Raw genomic sequence first — 16,416 nt, 5'->3', positions numbered from 1 at the left:
ACTAGGGATCCACGCCTCAGGCGCCGGGCCTTTTTTTTCGCTTCTTGCTAACAGATTTATGTTGCTCAAAAAAAGCACGGTGGATGGGATGAAAAAAGCGTCCACCCAAAGCATTCGCAACAGCCTTGATGGCTGATCCTGAGGTGGATTGTGGCGTACACTGGCGTCATGGAAGTATAGGAGTCCACCGAGATGGAAAAATACGATCTGCTGATCGTCGGAGCCGGCATGGTTGGGGCCGCGACCGCTTGCGCCCTGGCCCAACATGGATTTCGCATCGCGCTGATCGAAGCCCGGGCACCGGAGGCGTACGCGCCCGAGCAACCGATGGATCTGCGGGTCAGCGCCATCAGTGCCGCGTCTGAGCATCTGCTCAAAGAGCTTGGGGCCTGGCCATATATTGAGCGTATGCGTCTGGCACCCTATGACACCCTGGCGACTTGGGAGTGGCAACAGAGCGAAGTGGCGTTCAGGGCCGAGGAGATCGGTCATGAGCACCTGGGCCATATCATTGAAAACCGGGTGGTCCAGTTGGGTTTGTGGCAGGCGCTGGCCGCCCATGATCGGGTTGAACTCTTGGTGGGGGAAGCGCCCGAGCGCCTCTGGCAGGATGAGCAGGGCGCCTATGTGACCCTGGGTGAACGTACCCTTCAGGGCCAGTTGATGCTGGGCTGTGACGGGGCCGAATCCCGTGTGCGGCAGGCGGCGGGGATCGGGCTCACCGGCTGGGCATATCGGCACCACTGCCTGGCCATCAACATACGCACCGAGTGTCCACAGCAGAGGATCACCTGGCAGGAATTTACCCCCGATGGACCTCGGGCGTTTTTGCCCCTGGTCGGACCGCACGGCTCCCTGGTCTGGTATGACACCCCCGAGCGGATAGCCGGGCTTAAGCGTCTTGCTCGAGCCGAGCTAAAGGCTCAGATCCAGAACAATTTTCCCGAGCGCCTCGGTGATTTTGAGATCCTCGAACTGGCTTCCTTCCCTCTGGTTCGGCGCCATGCCCAGGACTATTTTGCCGGTCGCATGGTGCTGCTGGGGGATGCGGCACACACCATCAACCCATTGGCCGGACAGGGCGTGAATCTGGGTTTTAAGGATGTTTCGGCCCTGGCCCGGGTGTTATCGGAAGCGAAAAACAAGGAGCAGGCGTGGTGCCACCGGGATGTTCTGGCTCAGTATCAGTGTCGCCGACGGCCGGACAACCTCATGATGCAGTCGGCAATGGATCTCTTCTATAACGCATTTTCCAACGACTTCCTGCCGCTGAAGCTGGCCCGAAATTTGGCGTTGGGCGTTGCCCAGCGCAGTGGGCCGGTGAAGACTCAGGTGATGCGTTACGCCATGGGGCTCTCCTGATCGTGCGGACGTCGGTTAACAGGGAGTTACTGTGACCTTCTGGTTTAATCCCCATATCAACCAGGCACTCAGGCTGTCATCGGGCATGGTTTTGGCAATGCTGTTCGGTCTGGCCATTGGCCAGGCCGAGCGGACGGCGGTGGCCCTGTTGATGCTATCGGCTATTTTGGTCTCGGCACTGGATCAGCCCTCCTCCTTCTGGCTGCGCCGCATCGTCCTGGGCAGCCTGGGTTTTGGGATCGCCAGCCTGACAAGCGCTTCGATAGCACTCCACTGTCCCGAGTGGCTGCCCCTTTGGTTTGCCCTGGCCGGCCTTCTAATGGCCAGTTTTGCCGCCTGGGGAGAGTTGGCCGGGCGGTTGGGGATGGGGGTGCTGGTGATGGCGGTGACTGGCTTGGCGACAGCCGAGCTCTACCCCCCCTGGCAGCTTGCCCTAGGATTTCTCCTGGCCAATCTCTGGCTGATGGCCTATTCGGCCCTCTGGTATCGTCTATGGCGGCAACTGCCCCTGCGACAGGCCCTGGCCAAGACTTATGCTCACCTGGCTCGAATGATGGCGGAACGACCAGAGCAACTTCGCCAGGGCACCTTGCCTGCCCATTTTGATGACACCCTGGGGGATCTCCTGGCCGCGAGTCGGCGCCAACTCGCGGCGGTGCAGAAGCAAAAAGGGGTGGCGCCGCTGCGCAGTGCCCTGATGGCGGCCGTGGATCTGCAGGAGCGACTGCAGGCGATCCCCGAGCCTGAGCTGGCCAAGCGGGTCCTGGTTAATGACACCATGTTGCCTCTGTACCAAGCGTGGACCCAACAGGTGTCTGCCGAGTTGCTGAGGTTGAGCCTGGCACTTAAGACCAATCGGGACATCCGTCCGGGGAATGCGGCGGAAGCAGCCAGCCAAGCCCTCCATCAAGCCCTGAAGGAGCGTGCCAGGGCAGATCGGGAGGGTTTGGTGGCTCGTTATTTGGCCAATAACGCGGAGCGGATCACCCGCCTGGTCAGTCGGGTTGCGCCTCTGTATCAGAGGGAGTTGTTGGGCCAGGAGCGAGAGTCATGGTGGGGCCAATGGCGCAAGATGATGCACTGGTCCAGTCCTGTGTTGCGGGGGGCGGTTCGCCTGGGGTTGATCCTTGGAACCGCCATGATGATCGCCGCTGCCCAGCCAATGGACAATGGTTACTGGATCTTGATCACCATCATCATGGTGCGTCAAAGCAGCTATGTGGCGACGCGCAGCCGGGTATGGCAACGGGCCGCAGGTACCCTGATTGGGATCCTGGTCGCCGGGGCTGCCATCGCCTTGGGACTGAGGGGGGATGGAGCCTTGTTGGCGATCCTGTTGCTGATACCCGTTACCCTGACCCTGGTGCAGGTCCATCATGGGATGACCACCGCCGGGGTGACCCTGATCCTGATGTTGGCGTTTGAGTATCTTGGGCTCGCCAGTTACGAAGTCCTGTTTGCGCGCCTGATCGACACCTTGCTCGGCTGTGCCCTGATCTTCCTGGCTTACCGTTACCTCTGGCCTCAGTGGCAGGGTGGACGTCAGGCTCAGTTGCGTCGTGTCGCCCTGGCCAACTTGCATCGCTATCTGCAACTGCTGCTGGCGCGTCTGTCTGGTAAGCCGGTGGAACCGGTGCAACTGGCCCGCGCCCGGCGTCTTGCCTACGAACAGGGGATCGCCTTGACCGCCAGCCTGTCCCAGATGAAGCAGGAGCCCGGTTATGCGGATGCGGCCAATAGCACCGCTTTGCTGGCGCTCTATAAAGGGGCCATGGGCCATATCAATGCCTTGCTTCCCCAGACATTGAAGGGTTTTGAGTTCTCGCCCACGGAGGCTGAACGGCTTATAACCTTGTTTGATGGCGCCTATGGCCAGTTGGGTCAGGTGATGTCGGGTAAGGCTGGAGGCTGGAGTGCGGCGTTGTCGAGCGAGCAGCAGTGGCTTAGCCAGTGGCTCGAGGAGAGCTCGGCGGATCGCCGCGGGTTTGCTGTTTACCAGCTCTCCTTGGTGCTGGAACGCTACCAGGCGATGCATGAGATCGTTAAAGCCGTACCGCCCCAGAAAGAGGGCTGAACGGCAGGAAGGCGTTGTTGTTTTTCTTCATTTATTCAACTCGAGGCGGCGTAGTTCAGGCCAGCGTTGGGGGGCAAGCGCAGATATGACAATGCCAGCGTTTTCTGAATTAGTTTGTTGATCTTGTTTGCGAACTTGGTTACTTGTACTTTTCCCACAAGAGGTTTACTGGCTTGATTATGAGAGCAGAACTTATAAGGGCTGCTTTGACTGGGGGGAGCGCTGTTTCGCAGGTCACCCGCCATGGCTCTAGCTCGGTATTCAAATAACAAGAAAGCGATTGCCACTTCGATGGTTCCAGTGGGGCTGTTGAGGCGGCCATTTTTCTCAAGGAAAAGATATGTCCCCGAAACAAACGTCCTGGCCGCTACGCGCCAGTGGTGCTGCCGTGAGCGCGCTGAGTGTCGTCAGCCTTAGTGCCTGTAGCCCAGCCCAGCAGTCTTCCGAGGTTCCGGCCGCGGCGGCCGCCTCTGAGCGGCCCAACATCATCTACATCATGTCCGATGATCACGCGGTGCGCGCGCTGAGCGCCTATGGCGCCGATCTGGCAGAGCTGGCGCCGACCCCGAACATCGATCGCATTGCTCAAAATGGTGCGCTGTTTACCAACTCTTTCGTGACCAACTCCATCTGTGGCCCCTCCCGTGCCGCCATGTTTACCGGTAAGTTCGGCCACAAGAATGGCTTTAACTTTAACGGCCAAACCTTTGATGGTTCTCAGGATACCTGGGTTAACGCCATGCACGATGCCGGCTACAACACGGCGGCCATCGGCAAGTGGCACATCAACCTGACGCCGGAAGGCTTCAAGCTGGATCACTGGGAGATCCTCAACGATCAGGGTGAATACTACAACCCGGATTGGATCACCGAGGAGGGGGTGCATACCGAATACGGTTACACCACCGACATGATCACCGAGAAGACCATCACCTGGCTGGATAAGCAGCGCGATACGTCTAAGCCGTTTGCCCTGATCATGCACCACAAGGCGCCGCACCGTAACTGGATGCCGGCACCGCGCCACACCCGTACCTTCGAGAACGTCGAGTTCCCGGTGCCTGAGACCTACTTCGACAACTGGGAGGGGCGTGAGGCCGCGGCAGCTCAGGAGATGACCATCTACCTGCACGCGCAGGAAGGTCACGATCTGAAGATGACCACGGGCGTGGGCGAGACCGAGTGGCGTCAGGACATCTGGCCACACCTGCTGGCCCGTTTGACTCCAGAGCAGCGCAAAGAGTGGGATGATGCTTACCAGGCACGTAACGACTACATGAACGCCAACGAAGCGAACTGGTCCGATGAAGAGATGGCGGTGTGGAAGTACCAGCGTTACATGCAGGACTACCTGGCCACCATTATCTCGGTGGACGAGTCCGTCGGTGAGGTACTGGATTACCTGGATGCCAACGGCCTGACCGAGAACACCATCGTGGTGTACACCTCGGATCAGGGCTTCTACACCGGTGAACATGGCTTCTTCGACAAGCGCTTCATGTACGAGGAGTCCCTGCGTACTCCGCTGGTGATCCAGTACCCGGCCAAGATCAAGCCAGGTACCGTGGTGGATGCCATGGTTCAGAACATCGATTACGCTCCGACCTTTATGGAGTACGCCGAGGTTAAGCCTTATGCGGAGATCGATGGTGAGTCTATGGTTGATCTGCTCGCCGGTAACGACGAGCAGGCCCGTGACGCCCTCTACTACCACTACTATGCATTCCCTGGTTTCCACTCGGTGCATCGTCACTATGGTGTTCGGGATACCCGCTACAAGTTGATGCACTTCTACCACCCTGGGGATGCGTGGGAGTTTTACGATCTGGAGAAAGATCCTCTGGAGATCAACAACGCCATCGATAACCCGGAATACGCCGGTGAGATCGCCCGCCTGAAGGCCAGCCTTACAGCGCTGGAAGCTCAGTACGACGTACCGCCGATGGAGGAGTGGCGTGACATGGTGCTGGATGAATACAAGGGCGCGAAATACGATCTGAAACAGATGTTCCCGCACAGCTATGATGAGAACGGCAAGATCAAGCGACTGATCAAGTAAGCCTTCCTTCGGATCACAGGGCCGGCAGGTGTCGACGAATGAAGTCGGCACCTGCCGGCTTTTTTTGTACCCAAAAGAGTTGGCGCTGTGGGGTACTTCATACTTGTTCCTTCCATCTTGATTAGCGAAGGACTTGGGAGCCCGTCATGACACAGGGTGATGGCAACAAGTTTGCTTCTGTAGGACTTAATCGAGGGGGCTGAGATAACCCGTTGCTTTGTTTTATTCTCTTATAGGTGTGATCTGTATCACCTTGTGCATCGTAGTAGAAAACAACTCAGTGCCAGCGTCGCGCATTACAGGCTGAGGAGATGGCTGCCAAGGAGCGTAAAGCAGCACTGCATCGATGGGATAAGCATTCGCAGGAGGTTCAATGGTTTCTCAGGCTAGACCCCGTCCAGTTGAAGACAGCCCGGTCAAAAGGTTTATCGGGCTGTATCAGCAGCTCAATGCCGACAATCTTCATCTGCTGGACTCCGTGTATCACCCTCAAGTCCGGTTTATCGATCCGGCCCACCATATTGAAGGGCTCCAGCCCCTGAAGAGATACTTTGCCGGTCTCTACCAAGGCGTCGAGAGTTGCCGGTTCGAGGTGCATCAGAGCCTGGAGCAGGGTGATGAGGCAGCCCTGCAATGGACGCTGCATCTGGCCCACCCCAGCCTGGCGGCGGGCCATGTTCGCGCGATCCCCGGGGCGAGCTTTTTACGCTTTGAAAACGGGTTGGTGATTGAGCACAGGGACCATTTTGATCTCGGCCAGATGCTGTACGAAGGTGTGCCCCTACTCGGTGGGTTGATCCGGCGCATCAAGGCGAGGTTGGGGCAATGAAGCGGGTGCTGATCACCGGGGCCAGCTCAGGCATTGGCGAGCAGTTGGCGAGGGACTACGCGGCCAGTGGCTGGCAGGTTTTGGCCTGTGGACGTAATGAGCAACGTTTGGCACGGTTAACCGAGACGGAGGCAAGTATCACGCCCCTGGTCTTTGATATCTGTCAGCCCGAGCAGGTGGAAACCGCTCTGGCTGATCTTGAGCCCTGGCCACAACTGATGATCCTCAATGCCGGAACCTGTGAGTACATTGAGCATGGTGAGGTAGACGTTGACCTGTTTCGGCGGGTATTCGAGACCAATTTTTTTGGCCAACTGCAGGTACTCAAGGCTCTTCAGGGCAGAATGAAGCGCGGTGATCGCCTGGTGTTTATCGGCTCCAGCGCTGCATACCTTCCCCTGCCTCGAGCGGAAGCCTATGGCGCCTCCAAGGCGGCCCTGGCCTATCTGGCCAATACCCTGGCGGCGACCCTGGCCTCCCGCGGGATCAAGGTTACTCTGGCAAGTCCCGGCTTCGTCAAGACGCCGCTGACTGACCGTAATGACTTCCCCATGCCGATGTTGACCGATGTGGCCTCAGCGTCACAGCGGATCCGACGTGGCATCGAACGAGGCGCAGCGGAGATCCACTTTCCACGGCGCTTTACCCTGTTACTGAAACTTATCGCCACCTTACCGATCTCATGGCAGCGTGCGATCGCGATGCGTTTGAGGGAGAAAACGGCATGAAGATCGCTATTATCGGCAGTGGGATCTCGGGATTGAGTTGCGCCTGGTACCTGCACAAAGAGCACGATATTACCCTGTTCGAGGCTAACGACTATGTTGGGGGGCATACGGCAACCGTGGATGTGTCTGTGGAAAGCGGAGACTATGCCATCGACACCGGATTCATCGTGTTTAACGATCGAACCTACCCGCGCTTTGAGCGATTGCTTGGCGAACTGGGGATCGATGGTCAGCCAACCCAGATGAGTTTCAGCGTGCGCAACGACGATGAACGCCTGGAATACAACGGACACAGTCTGACGACTTTGTTTGCTCAGCCGAGAAACCTGATCCGTCCGCGGTTCTACCGCTTGATCGGGGAGATCGTGAGGTTTAACCGTCTGGCGCGAGAGGCTGCCGAAACGACTCAACTGGGGACGCTGGGCCAGTTTCTCAAGCAGCACGACTTCAGTGAAGATCTGAGTGAAAACTACCTGCTGCCCATGGGCGCGGCGATCTGGTCTTCCACCCTGACGGACATGCGTGCCTTCCCGTTAGGGTTCTTCCTGCGCTTCTTCCTCAACCATGGCCTGCTGGATCTGCGTGATCGTCCCCAATGGGCTGTGATCCCCGGAGGCTCACGAGAATACGTCCGGCGCATGATCAAGGTGCTGGGCGCTCGGGTGCAGTGCAGCACGCCCGTGTCCAAAGTGGTTCGAAGACCGGATGGCATTCACCTGGAAACCTCCCGGGGAACGCACGATTTCGATCAGGTGATATTTGCCTGTCACAGCGATCAGGCGCTTCGACTGTTGGCGAAACCCAGTGAGGCTGAGCAGACCATTCTTGGGGCAATGACCTATCAGGACAACGAGGTGGTGCTGCACACAGACACATCGCTGTTGCCACGATATCGGCGTGCCTGGGCGGCCTGGAATTACCATCTGGGGGCGAAGGTGGAGCAGGGGATCCCTCGGGAGCAGCGTCGCGCCACGCTGACTTACAACATGAATATCCTGCAGGGGATCGATGCGCCGGAAACCTTCTGCGTCAGCCTGAATCAGAGCAGCAAGATCGATCCGGATAAGGTCTTGCGGCGCTTTACCTATGCTCATCCGGTCTTTACCACACAGAGCATTGCGGCGGCCAGGCGGCGAGATGAGATCAATGGCCGAGATCGCACCTGGTTTTGCGGTGCCTACTGGCATAACGGCTTCCATGAAGATGGGGTGCGCAGTGCGCTGGATGTGGTGGATGCGATCCAGCAGCAGGTTGCTTCACCGGGCGTTCAGGAGGCACAGGGATGAACAGCCGACTTTGCGTGGGATGGGTTCGGCATCGGCGTTTTGTGCCGGCGGAACACAAGTTTCGCTATCCACTCTTTATGGCCTTACTGGATCTTGACGAGCTAGAACAGCTGGAGAGTACCGTAAGGGGGTTTGGCCTGGGGCGCTGGGCGCCGGCGAGTTTTCGGCGTGGCGATTACCTGAACAGTCGACGTGGGCTCAAAGAAGAGGCCCAACACAGGGTCTTTGAACTCACAGGTGAGCGACTCACTGGCAAGGTGATGGTGCTGTGTCAGCTGCGTTACTTTGGCCTGTATTTCAGCCCCATCAATCTCTACTACCTGTATGACGAGAGCGGCACCTGGCAACAGACTCTGGTGGAGGTCAGTAATACTCCCTGGAATCAACGTCATTGTTATGTGGTGCCGGCGGCCCATCGCTGGCCCCAGGAAGGGTACCAGTGTGAGAAGGCCTTTCACGTTTCTCCTTTTAATTCCATGGCACAGCAGTACCGATGGCGGCTGCAGGCGCCCGGTAAGGGGGTACTGCTCGATCTCAAGGTCGAAGAGCAGGAGAGATTGGTCTTCGATGCCACCTTGCAACTCAAGGCGCACCCCTTCGATGGCGCCACGCTGGGCCGATTGATGGTACGGACACCGATCAGCACTGCCAAGGTCGTGTTCGGGATCTACTGGCAGGCGTTGAAGTTATGGTGCAAGCGAGTGCCGTTTTATCCCCATCCCTCCAGCAAAGATGACGAGGCTTTAAGATGATTAAGAGTGAGACGTCACCCTGGTTCAGTCCGATCAGTGGCTCACAGCGCCTGGCGCGAGAGCTGGTGTTGGGGTTATTGAAGGGCCTGAAGTTCGGCCGGTTACATTGGCGGGAGGCCGATGGCGAGATGTTCCAATTTGGGCGAGAGGAGAGCGAGTTGATGGGACAAGTGGTTGTCCATCATCCGGAACTCTATCGCCGACTGCTCAGTGGTGGGAGCATTGCCGCTGCCGAGGCCTATATCGATGGCTGGTGGGATTCACCGGATCTCACGCGGGTCATTCGCGTATTGGCTCGTAACCTGGCCGTGATCGACCGGCTGGAGAGCCGCATGGGATGGCTGGTGCGAGCCAAGGAGCAGTGGCAACACTGGCGTCGCCGCAACCACAAGGAGCAAGCCGCTCAGAACATCTCGGCCCACTATGATCTGGGCAACGAGTTGTACCGCCGATTCCTGGATCCCAGCATGTTGTACTCTTCCGCCCTGTACGAGAACGAGGAAGATGACCTGGCTCAGGCACAGTTCAATAAGATGGAGCGGTTGTGTCGACTATTGCAGCTCAAGCCTGAGGACCATCTGTTGGAGATCGGTACGGGATGGGGCGCCATGGCGATCCATGCTGCGCAGCATTACGGCTGTCGAGTTACCACGACCACCATATCGCAAGAACAGTATGACTGGGCCAAAGAGGCGGTAGCTAAAGCGGGTTTGACGGATAGGATCACCCTGCTCAAGCGGGATTATCGGGATCTGGTGGGGCAATACGACAAGTTGGTCTCCATCGAGATGATCGAAGCGGTCGGCAAGGCTTACCTCAATACCTATGTGGCCAAGTGCCATTCCCTACTGAAGCCCGGTGGCCTGATGGCGCTGCAGTCCATCACCATTGCCGACCAGCGAGATGAAAAGTACAGCCAGGGCGTTGATTTCATCCAAAAGCATATCTTCCCCGGTGGGTTCTTGCCGAGCGTCACCCGACTGACCCAGGTATTCACCCAGCACTCTGATCTGGTCATACGGGATCTTTATGATATGGGACTGGACTATGCTCGCACGCTGGCGGACTGGCACCACCGCTTCAATCAGCATCAGGGTGAGCTTGCGGCTCTGGGATACGATGAACGCTTTGTTCGAATGTGGCGCTATTACCTGTGTTATTGCGAGGGCGGTTTCGAAGAGCGTACGGTAAGCGCCGTGCAGCTCCTGCTGAGCCGAACCGGTGGCCGGCCATGAGCGGGCGCGCCATATTACTACTCTCACTGGGGTTTAACCTGTTTTGGTTGATGGCGGTCTGGGGGCGGTGGCCGGTTCCCCTGTTCATTACCCTGGTTCTGCTCTGGATGGTACAGCCATCGGCATTGCCTTTTACCTTGCTGCTGGGCTCGGTCGGGATGGCCGTCGATGCTGTTCTCACTGTATTGGGATTGTTTGCGTTTCCTCAACTTCCCCTGTGGTTGGCATTTCTTTGGTTGGGGTTTGCCACCTATGTATGGTGGATGCGAGATACGCTGCTGCGCTATCCGGGCTGGTTACTGATGCTGGGCTCGGCCCTGGGTGGCAGTTTGAGTTACCTGGCTGGATGGCGGCTAGATGCGGTGATCTGGCCCCATGGCTGGGAGACGACCTTCATGCTGCTGTTTGTGATCTGGGGAGCGCTGGGCTACCTGATCCACAGTCTCCTTCGAATCCAGGCCAGGGGAGGGCGTAGCCCAGGCCAAGGGGCTGTGGGCGGATGACAGCAGGACTGAAGTTCCACTCGGGAGCTTGACCATGTTCATAAGAAAGGGCTGATCATGGCCGATCTCTATGTGATTGTTGCCGTAGATCCCCAGCCGCTACTGTTAGACCTGGGTGAGTAGTTCGGCTCGCGATGGCGCACTGACCTAGGCGGATACATAGTCGTGGGGAAAGTGGATGCCACTGGCTGCTAAGGTATCAATATTGGGGTTATCACGTCCTTGTATCCGTGATAACCCACATCGCCCATCCCCTGAACGTCGGGGTAGATTAGGATGATGTTGGGGCGTTGGGCCGGTGTGGCTAGAGCGGGGGCGGCTAGTACGAGCGCGGTGGCAGCACACGGCAGCGTTGAAGTACGCAATGGTAAGGCGTATGTCATACGAACTCTAAGTGTTTTGAAAGGAGAAAGGCCCCTTGAAGGGGCCTTGATAGGGTCTTGCTCAGTCTTTGGACTTCAGGCCTTTGGGGTCCCACAACCAGAGGAAGTTGTTGAACTGACCGCCGTCGCCGATGGGGGCGAACACTTCGGAGATCAACACCCGGCCGTCGTCCATCACCAGCATCTCCCCAGGTTGGGACACCCGGTCTTCGTTACAGGCGGCGAAATCGCTGTAGTGGGGGTAGTCGCCGCCCATCACCACAGGCTCAACCCGCTTGATATCAAAGTTGGCGTCGATCTCCATCTCGTAGATCCCGCCACATTGACCGTTCTTGTCCCACAGGTAGATATCACCGCTGCTCCACACCATGTTCTTGCTGAAGCTTGGCACGGAGACGTAGGCCACCGCCCGATCCACCTCCTGCTCCAGTTCTCCGGTGTCCAACAGCGCCTTCTTGTTGCGCTGGTAGTTGTGGGTCAGGCCGGTGAGGTTGACCCAGTCGGCTGAGGCGCCCAGCATCACCGCGGCCTGGCGGGTTTCCAGGTAGAGAATGCGGTCGTCCATCGGGTGACCTGAGGTGATGGCATTGCCCCCTTCGGCGAGGGTCGGGTAGAAGGCATCGCCGCGCGCCCAGGCTTCGATATCGAAGGGGGTCAGGTAGCTGCTTTGCTCCTCGACATAATCAAACAGGTCGATGTGGTCGTATTGTTCGATCCAGCCCTCAGCGCGGATCACCTGCTCGTCCAGGTGGCCCAGTTCGATCCATTCCAGATCAAATCCGGTGACGGCGGGGTGGGCGCGCCACTTGCCTTCATCCTGGTACACCTTGGCGGCGAACAGGGTCCCGGCGGTGAGGTTGTCCGCCTCGTCGGCAACAAACTTCAGCATCAAAGCACCGGCGGTGTTCTGAGTCAGGTAGACGGTCTTGCGATCCGGCATGATGATCAGGCTGTCGTGCTCAAAGCGGCCCAGCGCCAGGCGCTTCTCCACCTTCGGGGTGCCCAGCGGGTCGAGCACCTCCAGTACATAACCGTAACGGTAGGGGTTGGGGAAGGTGTCCGCCCCCAAGGCAATGTCCATGCGGGCGGCTTCATCGTAGCTTGGGATACTGGGATCATCGAAGCGACGCATATTCCACTCCGGCAGGGTGGGGGCGTTGCGTCCGGTTTTGATCACGGTGCGCTCCGACGGGTTATTGAGCTCGCCTCCCATGCCACGCCCTTCTGAGAACAGCGGCGTGCCCCAGGGGCTGAGAACGCCCATGACGCCCATTGCGGTGCCCTCGATATCGGCCAGATCCAGATACTCGGTTTCGTCAGTGTTCCAACCGCCGGTAAGGGGGTTGCGGGTCATCGCCATGCGGCTGATCCCGCCGGGCAGATCGCCCCAGGCGGTGTACATGATGGCGGTGTCCTCACCGGTTTCCAGCAGCACGTTGCCGCGGGGGCGGTGGCTGATCAAATCCGCATCGTCTTTGTAATCGCTGTCGACAAAGCCGTCCATTTCACCGAAGCCGTTGTTGCCGCCCCAGGTATTGAAGGCATAGCGTTGGCCACCGAACAGGTTAATGGTTTTGCGTACGGCCCAGTCGTAACGGCCTTGCACCAACTGGTTGGCAGGATCAGCGGCGACTTGATAGAGGTTTAAGTGCTCTATGGTGCCGAAGGTTGGCAGGATATGGCGCTTATCATCCGTAAAGTTCTCGTCATTGGCGCCGCTGACATTAAAATGCAGCAGGCCATCGCGGGTGACCTGCATGCCGGAAAACTCGGCGCGCAGCGGTGCGGAGGCCAGGCGCATCAGCGTGCCTTTGTCCCCAGGCAGTTCAAACTGCGGCGGTTGCACCTCTTCCATTGGGGGCGGCTGATCCTGATCGCTTTGCCAGCAACCGGTGAGTGCCACGCTTGTCGCTAGGGCCAGCAAGGGGTATCGCAATTTAGTCATGATTCTGGTCCTTTAGAAATTGAAGATCACACCGGCATTAATGGTGCGGCCATAATCGGCGTAGGTTTGTGAGACCCGATTATCCAGGGTGTTACGGGCCATGCCGCCTTCGGTCACATTGCTGGCCGAGAGGTTAAAGTGCAGGTGGTCGGTGGGGCGATAGTTCAGGCTCACCGTCAAGCGGTGCTCTGGTGCCAGGTAGGTGGCGGGGCGATCCGCTTGGTTCAGGTTATTCTGCTCCCAGAACATAAAGGGATTATCCAGACGTCCAGAGCGGTAGTTGTAGGAAGCCCGGAGATCGATCTTGTGTACGTTGTAGTACAGGGTCACGTTGGCGTTATGTCGTGATGCGGCCCGCAACGCTTCCGGGTTGGAGTTGTCGGTATAGGTGTAGTTGGCGTCGATCCCAGTGTTGGCCAGGAAGCCTGGCAGGGCGCGGAATGGGGTTTGGAACATCAACTCGGCCCCTTCCAGCACCACCCCATCGCCATTACTGGCCCCGATCAGCGTCACCGACTTCGGATCGAGCAAGGCGCCGGTGTTGCTGTAAACGTCCATCATGTAGTTTTGTTCGGTACGTTCGATCAGGCTGTCCACATCCTTGCGGAAGTAGGCCGCCGACAGCAGGGAGGAGGGGGTGAAGTACCACTCCCAGCTGGCGTCGATATTGTCCGAAGTAAAGGGCATCAGGTAGGGATCGGTGGTCCACACCTTGGGGTTGCCGTTGTTAAAGTCAAAGCCAGCATTCAGAGTCAGGTCGTCCTTGTTGGGACGCGACAGGGTGCGGCCCCAACCAAAACGCACCTGCATCTCTTCACTGAGCTGATAGCGCAGATTCAAGCTGGGCAATACCCACCAGTAGTCGTGTTTCCGCTCGATAAAGTCTTCATTCACCGACGCCAAGGAGAGGGTATCGTCAGCGTTGAGCAGCAGCCCCTTCTCCAGATCCGTGCCGTAGCCTTGTTGCAACTGGTCGGTATAGATAAAGCGCGCTCCGATGTTGCCCTGCAAGTCATAGCCCAGAGTAAAGTCAGTACGCAGATAGGCGGCCCAACTGTCCTCTTTCAGGGTGGACTCCTGCTCGCCGTTATAGAGTTTACGGTTGTTGTCCAGATGGATGGTGGAGGCGTAGGCCAGAATGTCATCCACCGAGATGTGGTCGAGGAAACGTTCGGTGTCCGGGGTTAGCCAGGAGTAGGGTAAGCCATTGCTGCTGCTGGAGGAGAGCCAACTGCCGCGGCCGGGCTGAGCGTTGATCCAACCCAGCATGTTCTGCTCGTAGCCGTAGTAGGAGAGCAGCCCCAAGTACTGCTGATGATCCATCACACCGGACAGACGGCGTACACGGGTGATCGACTCCTCTTCGCTGTACATGGCACCGAAGCGGATCCGATCCACGCTGAGCATGCCCAGCTCTTTATAGAGCTCGTAGGTCACATCGATATTGGCGGCTGAGGAGTTGGTGTCCTGCAAACTGCCCATGTTCCAGCCATTGAGGCGGATCCCCCGGTAATCTTGGCTGCCCTCGACATAGCGACCATAGTTGGCCTGATTGGTCAGGTAGTCCGACATGTTATCGCCGTGGTAGTAGAACTCCATCGGGTTGTCGCGACCGGTATCCCAGTCGAAGGTCATATGCATGTTGCCGGTGCCGGTCTGCAGCAGCACCTCGCGCCACTCCTGATGGGAGCGAGAGCTACTGAGGCCGAAGTTCACTTGCCAGTTGCCGCTTTCGTACTTCAGATCCAAGGTGTTGAGCAGGATGTCGGTATCCCGGGCGATGGGGGAGTCATCCACCTCACTGCGCGCCTCGAGAAACTCTGCTTTGGTGACATAGGTGCGGTCGCGGAACTCAACGCCCTCCCAGGACTCCATGGTCTCGCCGTAGTTGTTAAAGCGGTGGCGCTGGCGGTTTTCCCGGGTCTTGTAGTCGGTGTATAGCAGTTCATACCAAACTGACCAGTTGTCGCCGGGTTTCCATTCCAGGTTGACGAACGCGGCCTTACGCTCACGGATGTTCTCCTGCACCTGGGCACGGGTTTCATTGGTGCCAAACACGCGGTTGTCACCGTTATAGCGGTAGTAGGCCGTTCCCCAATCGGAGTTGCTCACCTCCTGACTGGCATTGACTTGATCCAGGTAGTTAACCCCGAACGCCACCCCCAGGGTATCCTCGATGATGGGATTGACGTGGATAAAGGACAGGTCCGGACCAATCTCCCCCGCATTGCTCTGTGAAGAGGCGCGTAGGGCCAGACTGGTATGGGCTTTATCGCGATCCAAGGCGCGATGGCTTTGCATGTCGATGGTGCCGGAGATCCCCCCCTCCATCAGATCCGCCGAGGTGCTCTTTTGCACCGTGACCTTACCGATAAACGCGGACGGCATGATGTCGTAGGAGAAGTTGCGGTTGGCGTTCAGTGCCGTGGTGATGGTTCGGCCGTTGTAGAGGGTTTTGGTGAAGTGGCCGGGCATGCCCCGGATATTCACCTCGCTGGCCACCCCGCCGCGCCCACGGGCGATCTGCACCCCCGCGACCCGCTCCAGGGAGTCGCCGATATCGGGATCGGGCATGGAGCCGATATCTTCGGCGGCGATCACATCGACCAGGGCGTCGTTAAAGCGCTTTTCGTTCAAGGCTTCGGTCAAGCTCGCCCGTGTTCCTGTTACTCGGATGACCTCAACGTCTTCCTGGGCCTCCTCTAGCGGTAGCTCTGGGGCCTCTTCAGCAAACGCCGTAGGCGCGCTAGCGAGTACAGCGGCGATCATTGCAGCTGTACGGGTGACTTTCGATGGTGGAAACCTCATTTGTTACCTCAGTTCATATTCATGAATAACAACAGCTAAAAATTCAGCTATGTATTTGCTGCTGAGGAAAAGTAATGCGGCCTGACGAAGTAATAACGTATAAGGCGCACCACTTAATAAATAAAGGTGGCTATTGAATCTATTTCTCTTGGGTGCCAAAACTGGGATGGCACAATTTAAGAAGACACTAACGAGACAAACCTTACACTTTCTTACGAATGGTGACAAGCGACTTGGCTTGCGAATATGGTTTCTTGTTTATTTTCAAAATGAATGTAATTCATGCATTCATTAATGCGCCGACAGTATAATCAAGCCGCCTAAAAGAGTTGTTTTAGCTGGTGATTCGTAGTGACGATCGTAAATTTTCGTTGGAAAAATACAGGGCGAGTCGGGTTTTTGAACCCGGGATTGTGATCTGTGTCACAGATTGCCGTGGTGAACGCCATTCC

Annotated in this window: 11 protein-coding genes; 9 read left to right on the top strand and 2 right to left on the bottom strand. The window is 57.7% G+C overall.

Translation table 11 applies throughout. The annotated features are described in order from the left end of the window. Positions 1-192 precede the first annotated feature (192 nt). From AC2D8U_RS07980 to AC2D8U_RS07940, 9 genes are all read left to right on the top strand, one after another. Positions 193-1,362, top strand: a complete 1,170-nt coding sequence (locus AC2D8U_RS07980; protein WP_484618517.1) for an FAD-dependent oxidoreductase — start codon at positions 193-195, stop codon at positions 1,360-1,362. 31 nt (positions 1,363-1,393) lie between these two features. Then, a complete protein-coding gene (locus AC2D8U_RS07975) occupies positions 1,394-3,436 on the top strand; it encodes an FUSC family protein (protein ID WP_484618516.1) in 2,043 nt (680 codons plus the stop codon). A gap of 340 nt (positions 3,437-3,776) precedes the next feature. Then, a complete protein-coding gene (locus AC2D8U_RS07970; protein ID WP_484618515.1) occupies positions 3,777-5,495 on the top strand; it encodes a sulfatase family protein in 1,719 nt (572 codons plus the stop codon). Positions 5,496-5,868: 373 nt separating this feature from the next. After that, positions 5,869-6,324, top strand: coding sequence for a nuclear transport factor 2 family protein (locus AC2D8U_RS07965; protein ID WP_484618514.1), 456 nt, complete (start codon positions 5,869-5,871; stop codon positions 6,322-6,324). Continuing rightward, a complete protein-coding gene (locus tag AC2D8U_RS07960; RefSeq protein WP_484618513.1) occupies positions 6,321-7,052 on the top strand; it encodes an SDR family NAD(P)-dependent oxidoreductase in 732 nt (243 codons plus the stop codon). Before AC2D8U_RS07965 ends, AC2D8U_RS07960 begins: the two co-directional genes overlap by 4 nt. Continuing rightward, positions 7,049-8,338 carry an NAD(P)/FAD-dependent oxidoreductase gene (locus AC2D8U_RS07955; protein ID WP_484618512.1) on the top strand — a complete coding sequence of 430 codons (1,290 nt, stop codon included), beginning with the start codon at positions 7,049-7,051 and terminating at the stop codon, positions 8,336-8,338. The genes AC2D8U_RS07960 and AC2D8U_RS07955 overlap by 4 nt, the downstream gene beginning before the upstream one ends. Next, positions 8,335-9,090: a DUF1365 domain-containing protein gene (locus AC2D8U_RS07950; protein WP_484618511.1), complete on the top strand. Its 756-nt coding sequence runs from the start codon at positions 8,335-8,337 to the stop codon at positions 9,088-9,090. The genes AC2D8U_RS07955 and AC2D8U_RS07950 overlap by 4 nt, the downstream gene beginning before the upstream one ends. Continuing rightward, the gene (locus AC2D8U_RS07945) at positions 9,087-10,325 is read left to right on the top strand and encodes a class I SAM-dependent methyltransferase (RefSeq protein WP_484618510.1); all 1,239 of its coding nucleotides are present in this window, start codon (positions 9,087-9,089) and stop codon (positions 10,323-10,325) included. The genes AC2D8U_RS07950 and AC2D8U_RS07945 overlap by 4 nt, the downstream gene beginning before the upstream one ends. Continuing rightward, positions 10,322-10,828: a DUF2878 family protein gene (locus AC2D8U_RS07940; RefSeq protein WP_484618509.1), complete on the top strand. Its 507-nt coding sequence runs from the start codon at positions 10,322-10,324 to the stop codon at positions 10,826-10,828. Before AC2D8U_RS07945 ends, AC2D8U_RS07940 begins: the two co-directional genes overlap by 4 nt. Positions 10,829-11,272: 444 nt before the next feature. Here the strand turns inward: AC2D8U_RS07940 and AC2D8U_RS07935 are convergent, their stop codons facing one another. After that, positions 11,273-13,156 carry an alkaline phosphatase PhoX gene (locus AC2D8U_RS07935; protein WP_484618508.1) on the bottom strand — a complete coding sequence of 628 codons (1,884 nt, stop codon included), beginning with the start codon at positions 13,154-13,156 and terminating at the stop codon, positions 11,273-11,275. Positions 13,157-13,168: 12 nt separating this feature from the next. Beyond that, positions 13,169-15,925 carry a TonB-dependent receptor gene (locus AC2D8U_RS07930; RefSeq protein ID WP_484618986.1) on the bottom strand — a complete coding sequence of 919 codons (2,757 nt, stop codon included), beginning with the start codon at positions 15,923-15,925 and terminating at the stop codon, positions 13,169-13,171. Between the last annotated feature and the right edge of the window lie 491 nt (positions 15,926-16,416).

This window comes from Ferrimonas sp. YIN67 (assembly GCF_057219095.1).
Note: the sequence above shows the minus strand (reverse complement) of the source record. Positions and strands in the feature narration are given on the sequence as shown.

What these genes read in the sequence shown, in the direction of transcription:
- AC2D8U_RS07980 (WP_484618517.1), top strand. Translation starts at nt 193, where the DNA reads ATGGAAAAATACGATCTGCTGATCGTCGGAGCCGGCATGGTTGGGGCC.
- AC2D8U_RS07935 (WP_484618508.1), bottom strand. Translation starts at nt 13,156, where the DNA reads ATGACTAAATTGCGATACCCCTTGCTGGCCCTAGCGACAAGCGTGGCA.
- AC2D8U_RS07965 (WP_484618514.1), top strand. Translation starts at nt 5,869, where the DNA reads ATGGTTTCTCAGGCTAGACCCCGTCCAGTTGAAGACAGCCCGGTCAAA.
- AC2D8U_RS07945 (WP_484618510.1), top strand. Translation starts at nt 9,087, where the DNA reads ATGATTAAGAGTGAGACGTCACCCTGGTTCAGTCCGATCAGTGGCTCA.
- AC2D8U_RS07930 (WP_484618986.1), bottom strand. Translation starts at nt 15,925, where the DNA reads ATGATCGCCGCTGTACTCGCTAGCGCGCCTACGGCGTTTGCTGAAGAG.
- AC2D8U_RS07970 (WP_484618515.1), top strand. Translation starts at nt 3,777, where the DNA reads ATGTCCCCGAAACAAACGTCCTGGCCGCTACGCGCCAGTGGTGCTGCC.
- AC2D8U_RS07940 (WP_484618509.1), top strand. Translation starts at nt 10,322, where the DNA reads ATGAGCGGGCGCGCCATATTACTACTCTCACTGGGGTTTAACCTGTTT.
- AC2D8U_RS07955 (WP_484618512.1), top strand. Translation starts at nt 7,049, where the DNA reads ATGAAGATCGCTATTATCGGCAGTGGGATCTCGGGATTGAGTTGCGCC.
- AC2D8U_RS07950 (WP_484618511.1), top strand. Translation starts at nt 8,335, where the DNA reads ATGAACAGCCGACTTTGCGTGGGATGGGTTCGGCATCGGCGTTTTGTG.
- AC2D8U_RS07960 (WP_484618513.1), top strand. Translation starts at nt 6,321, where the DNA reads ATGAAGCGGGTGCTGATCACCGGGGCCAGCTCAGGCATTGGCGAGCAG.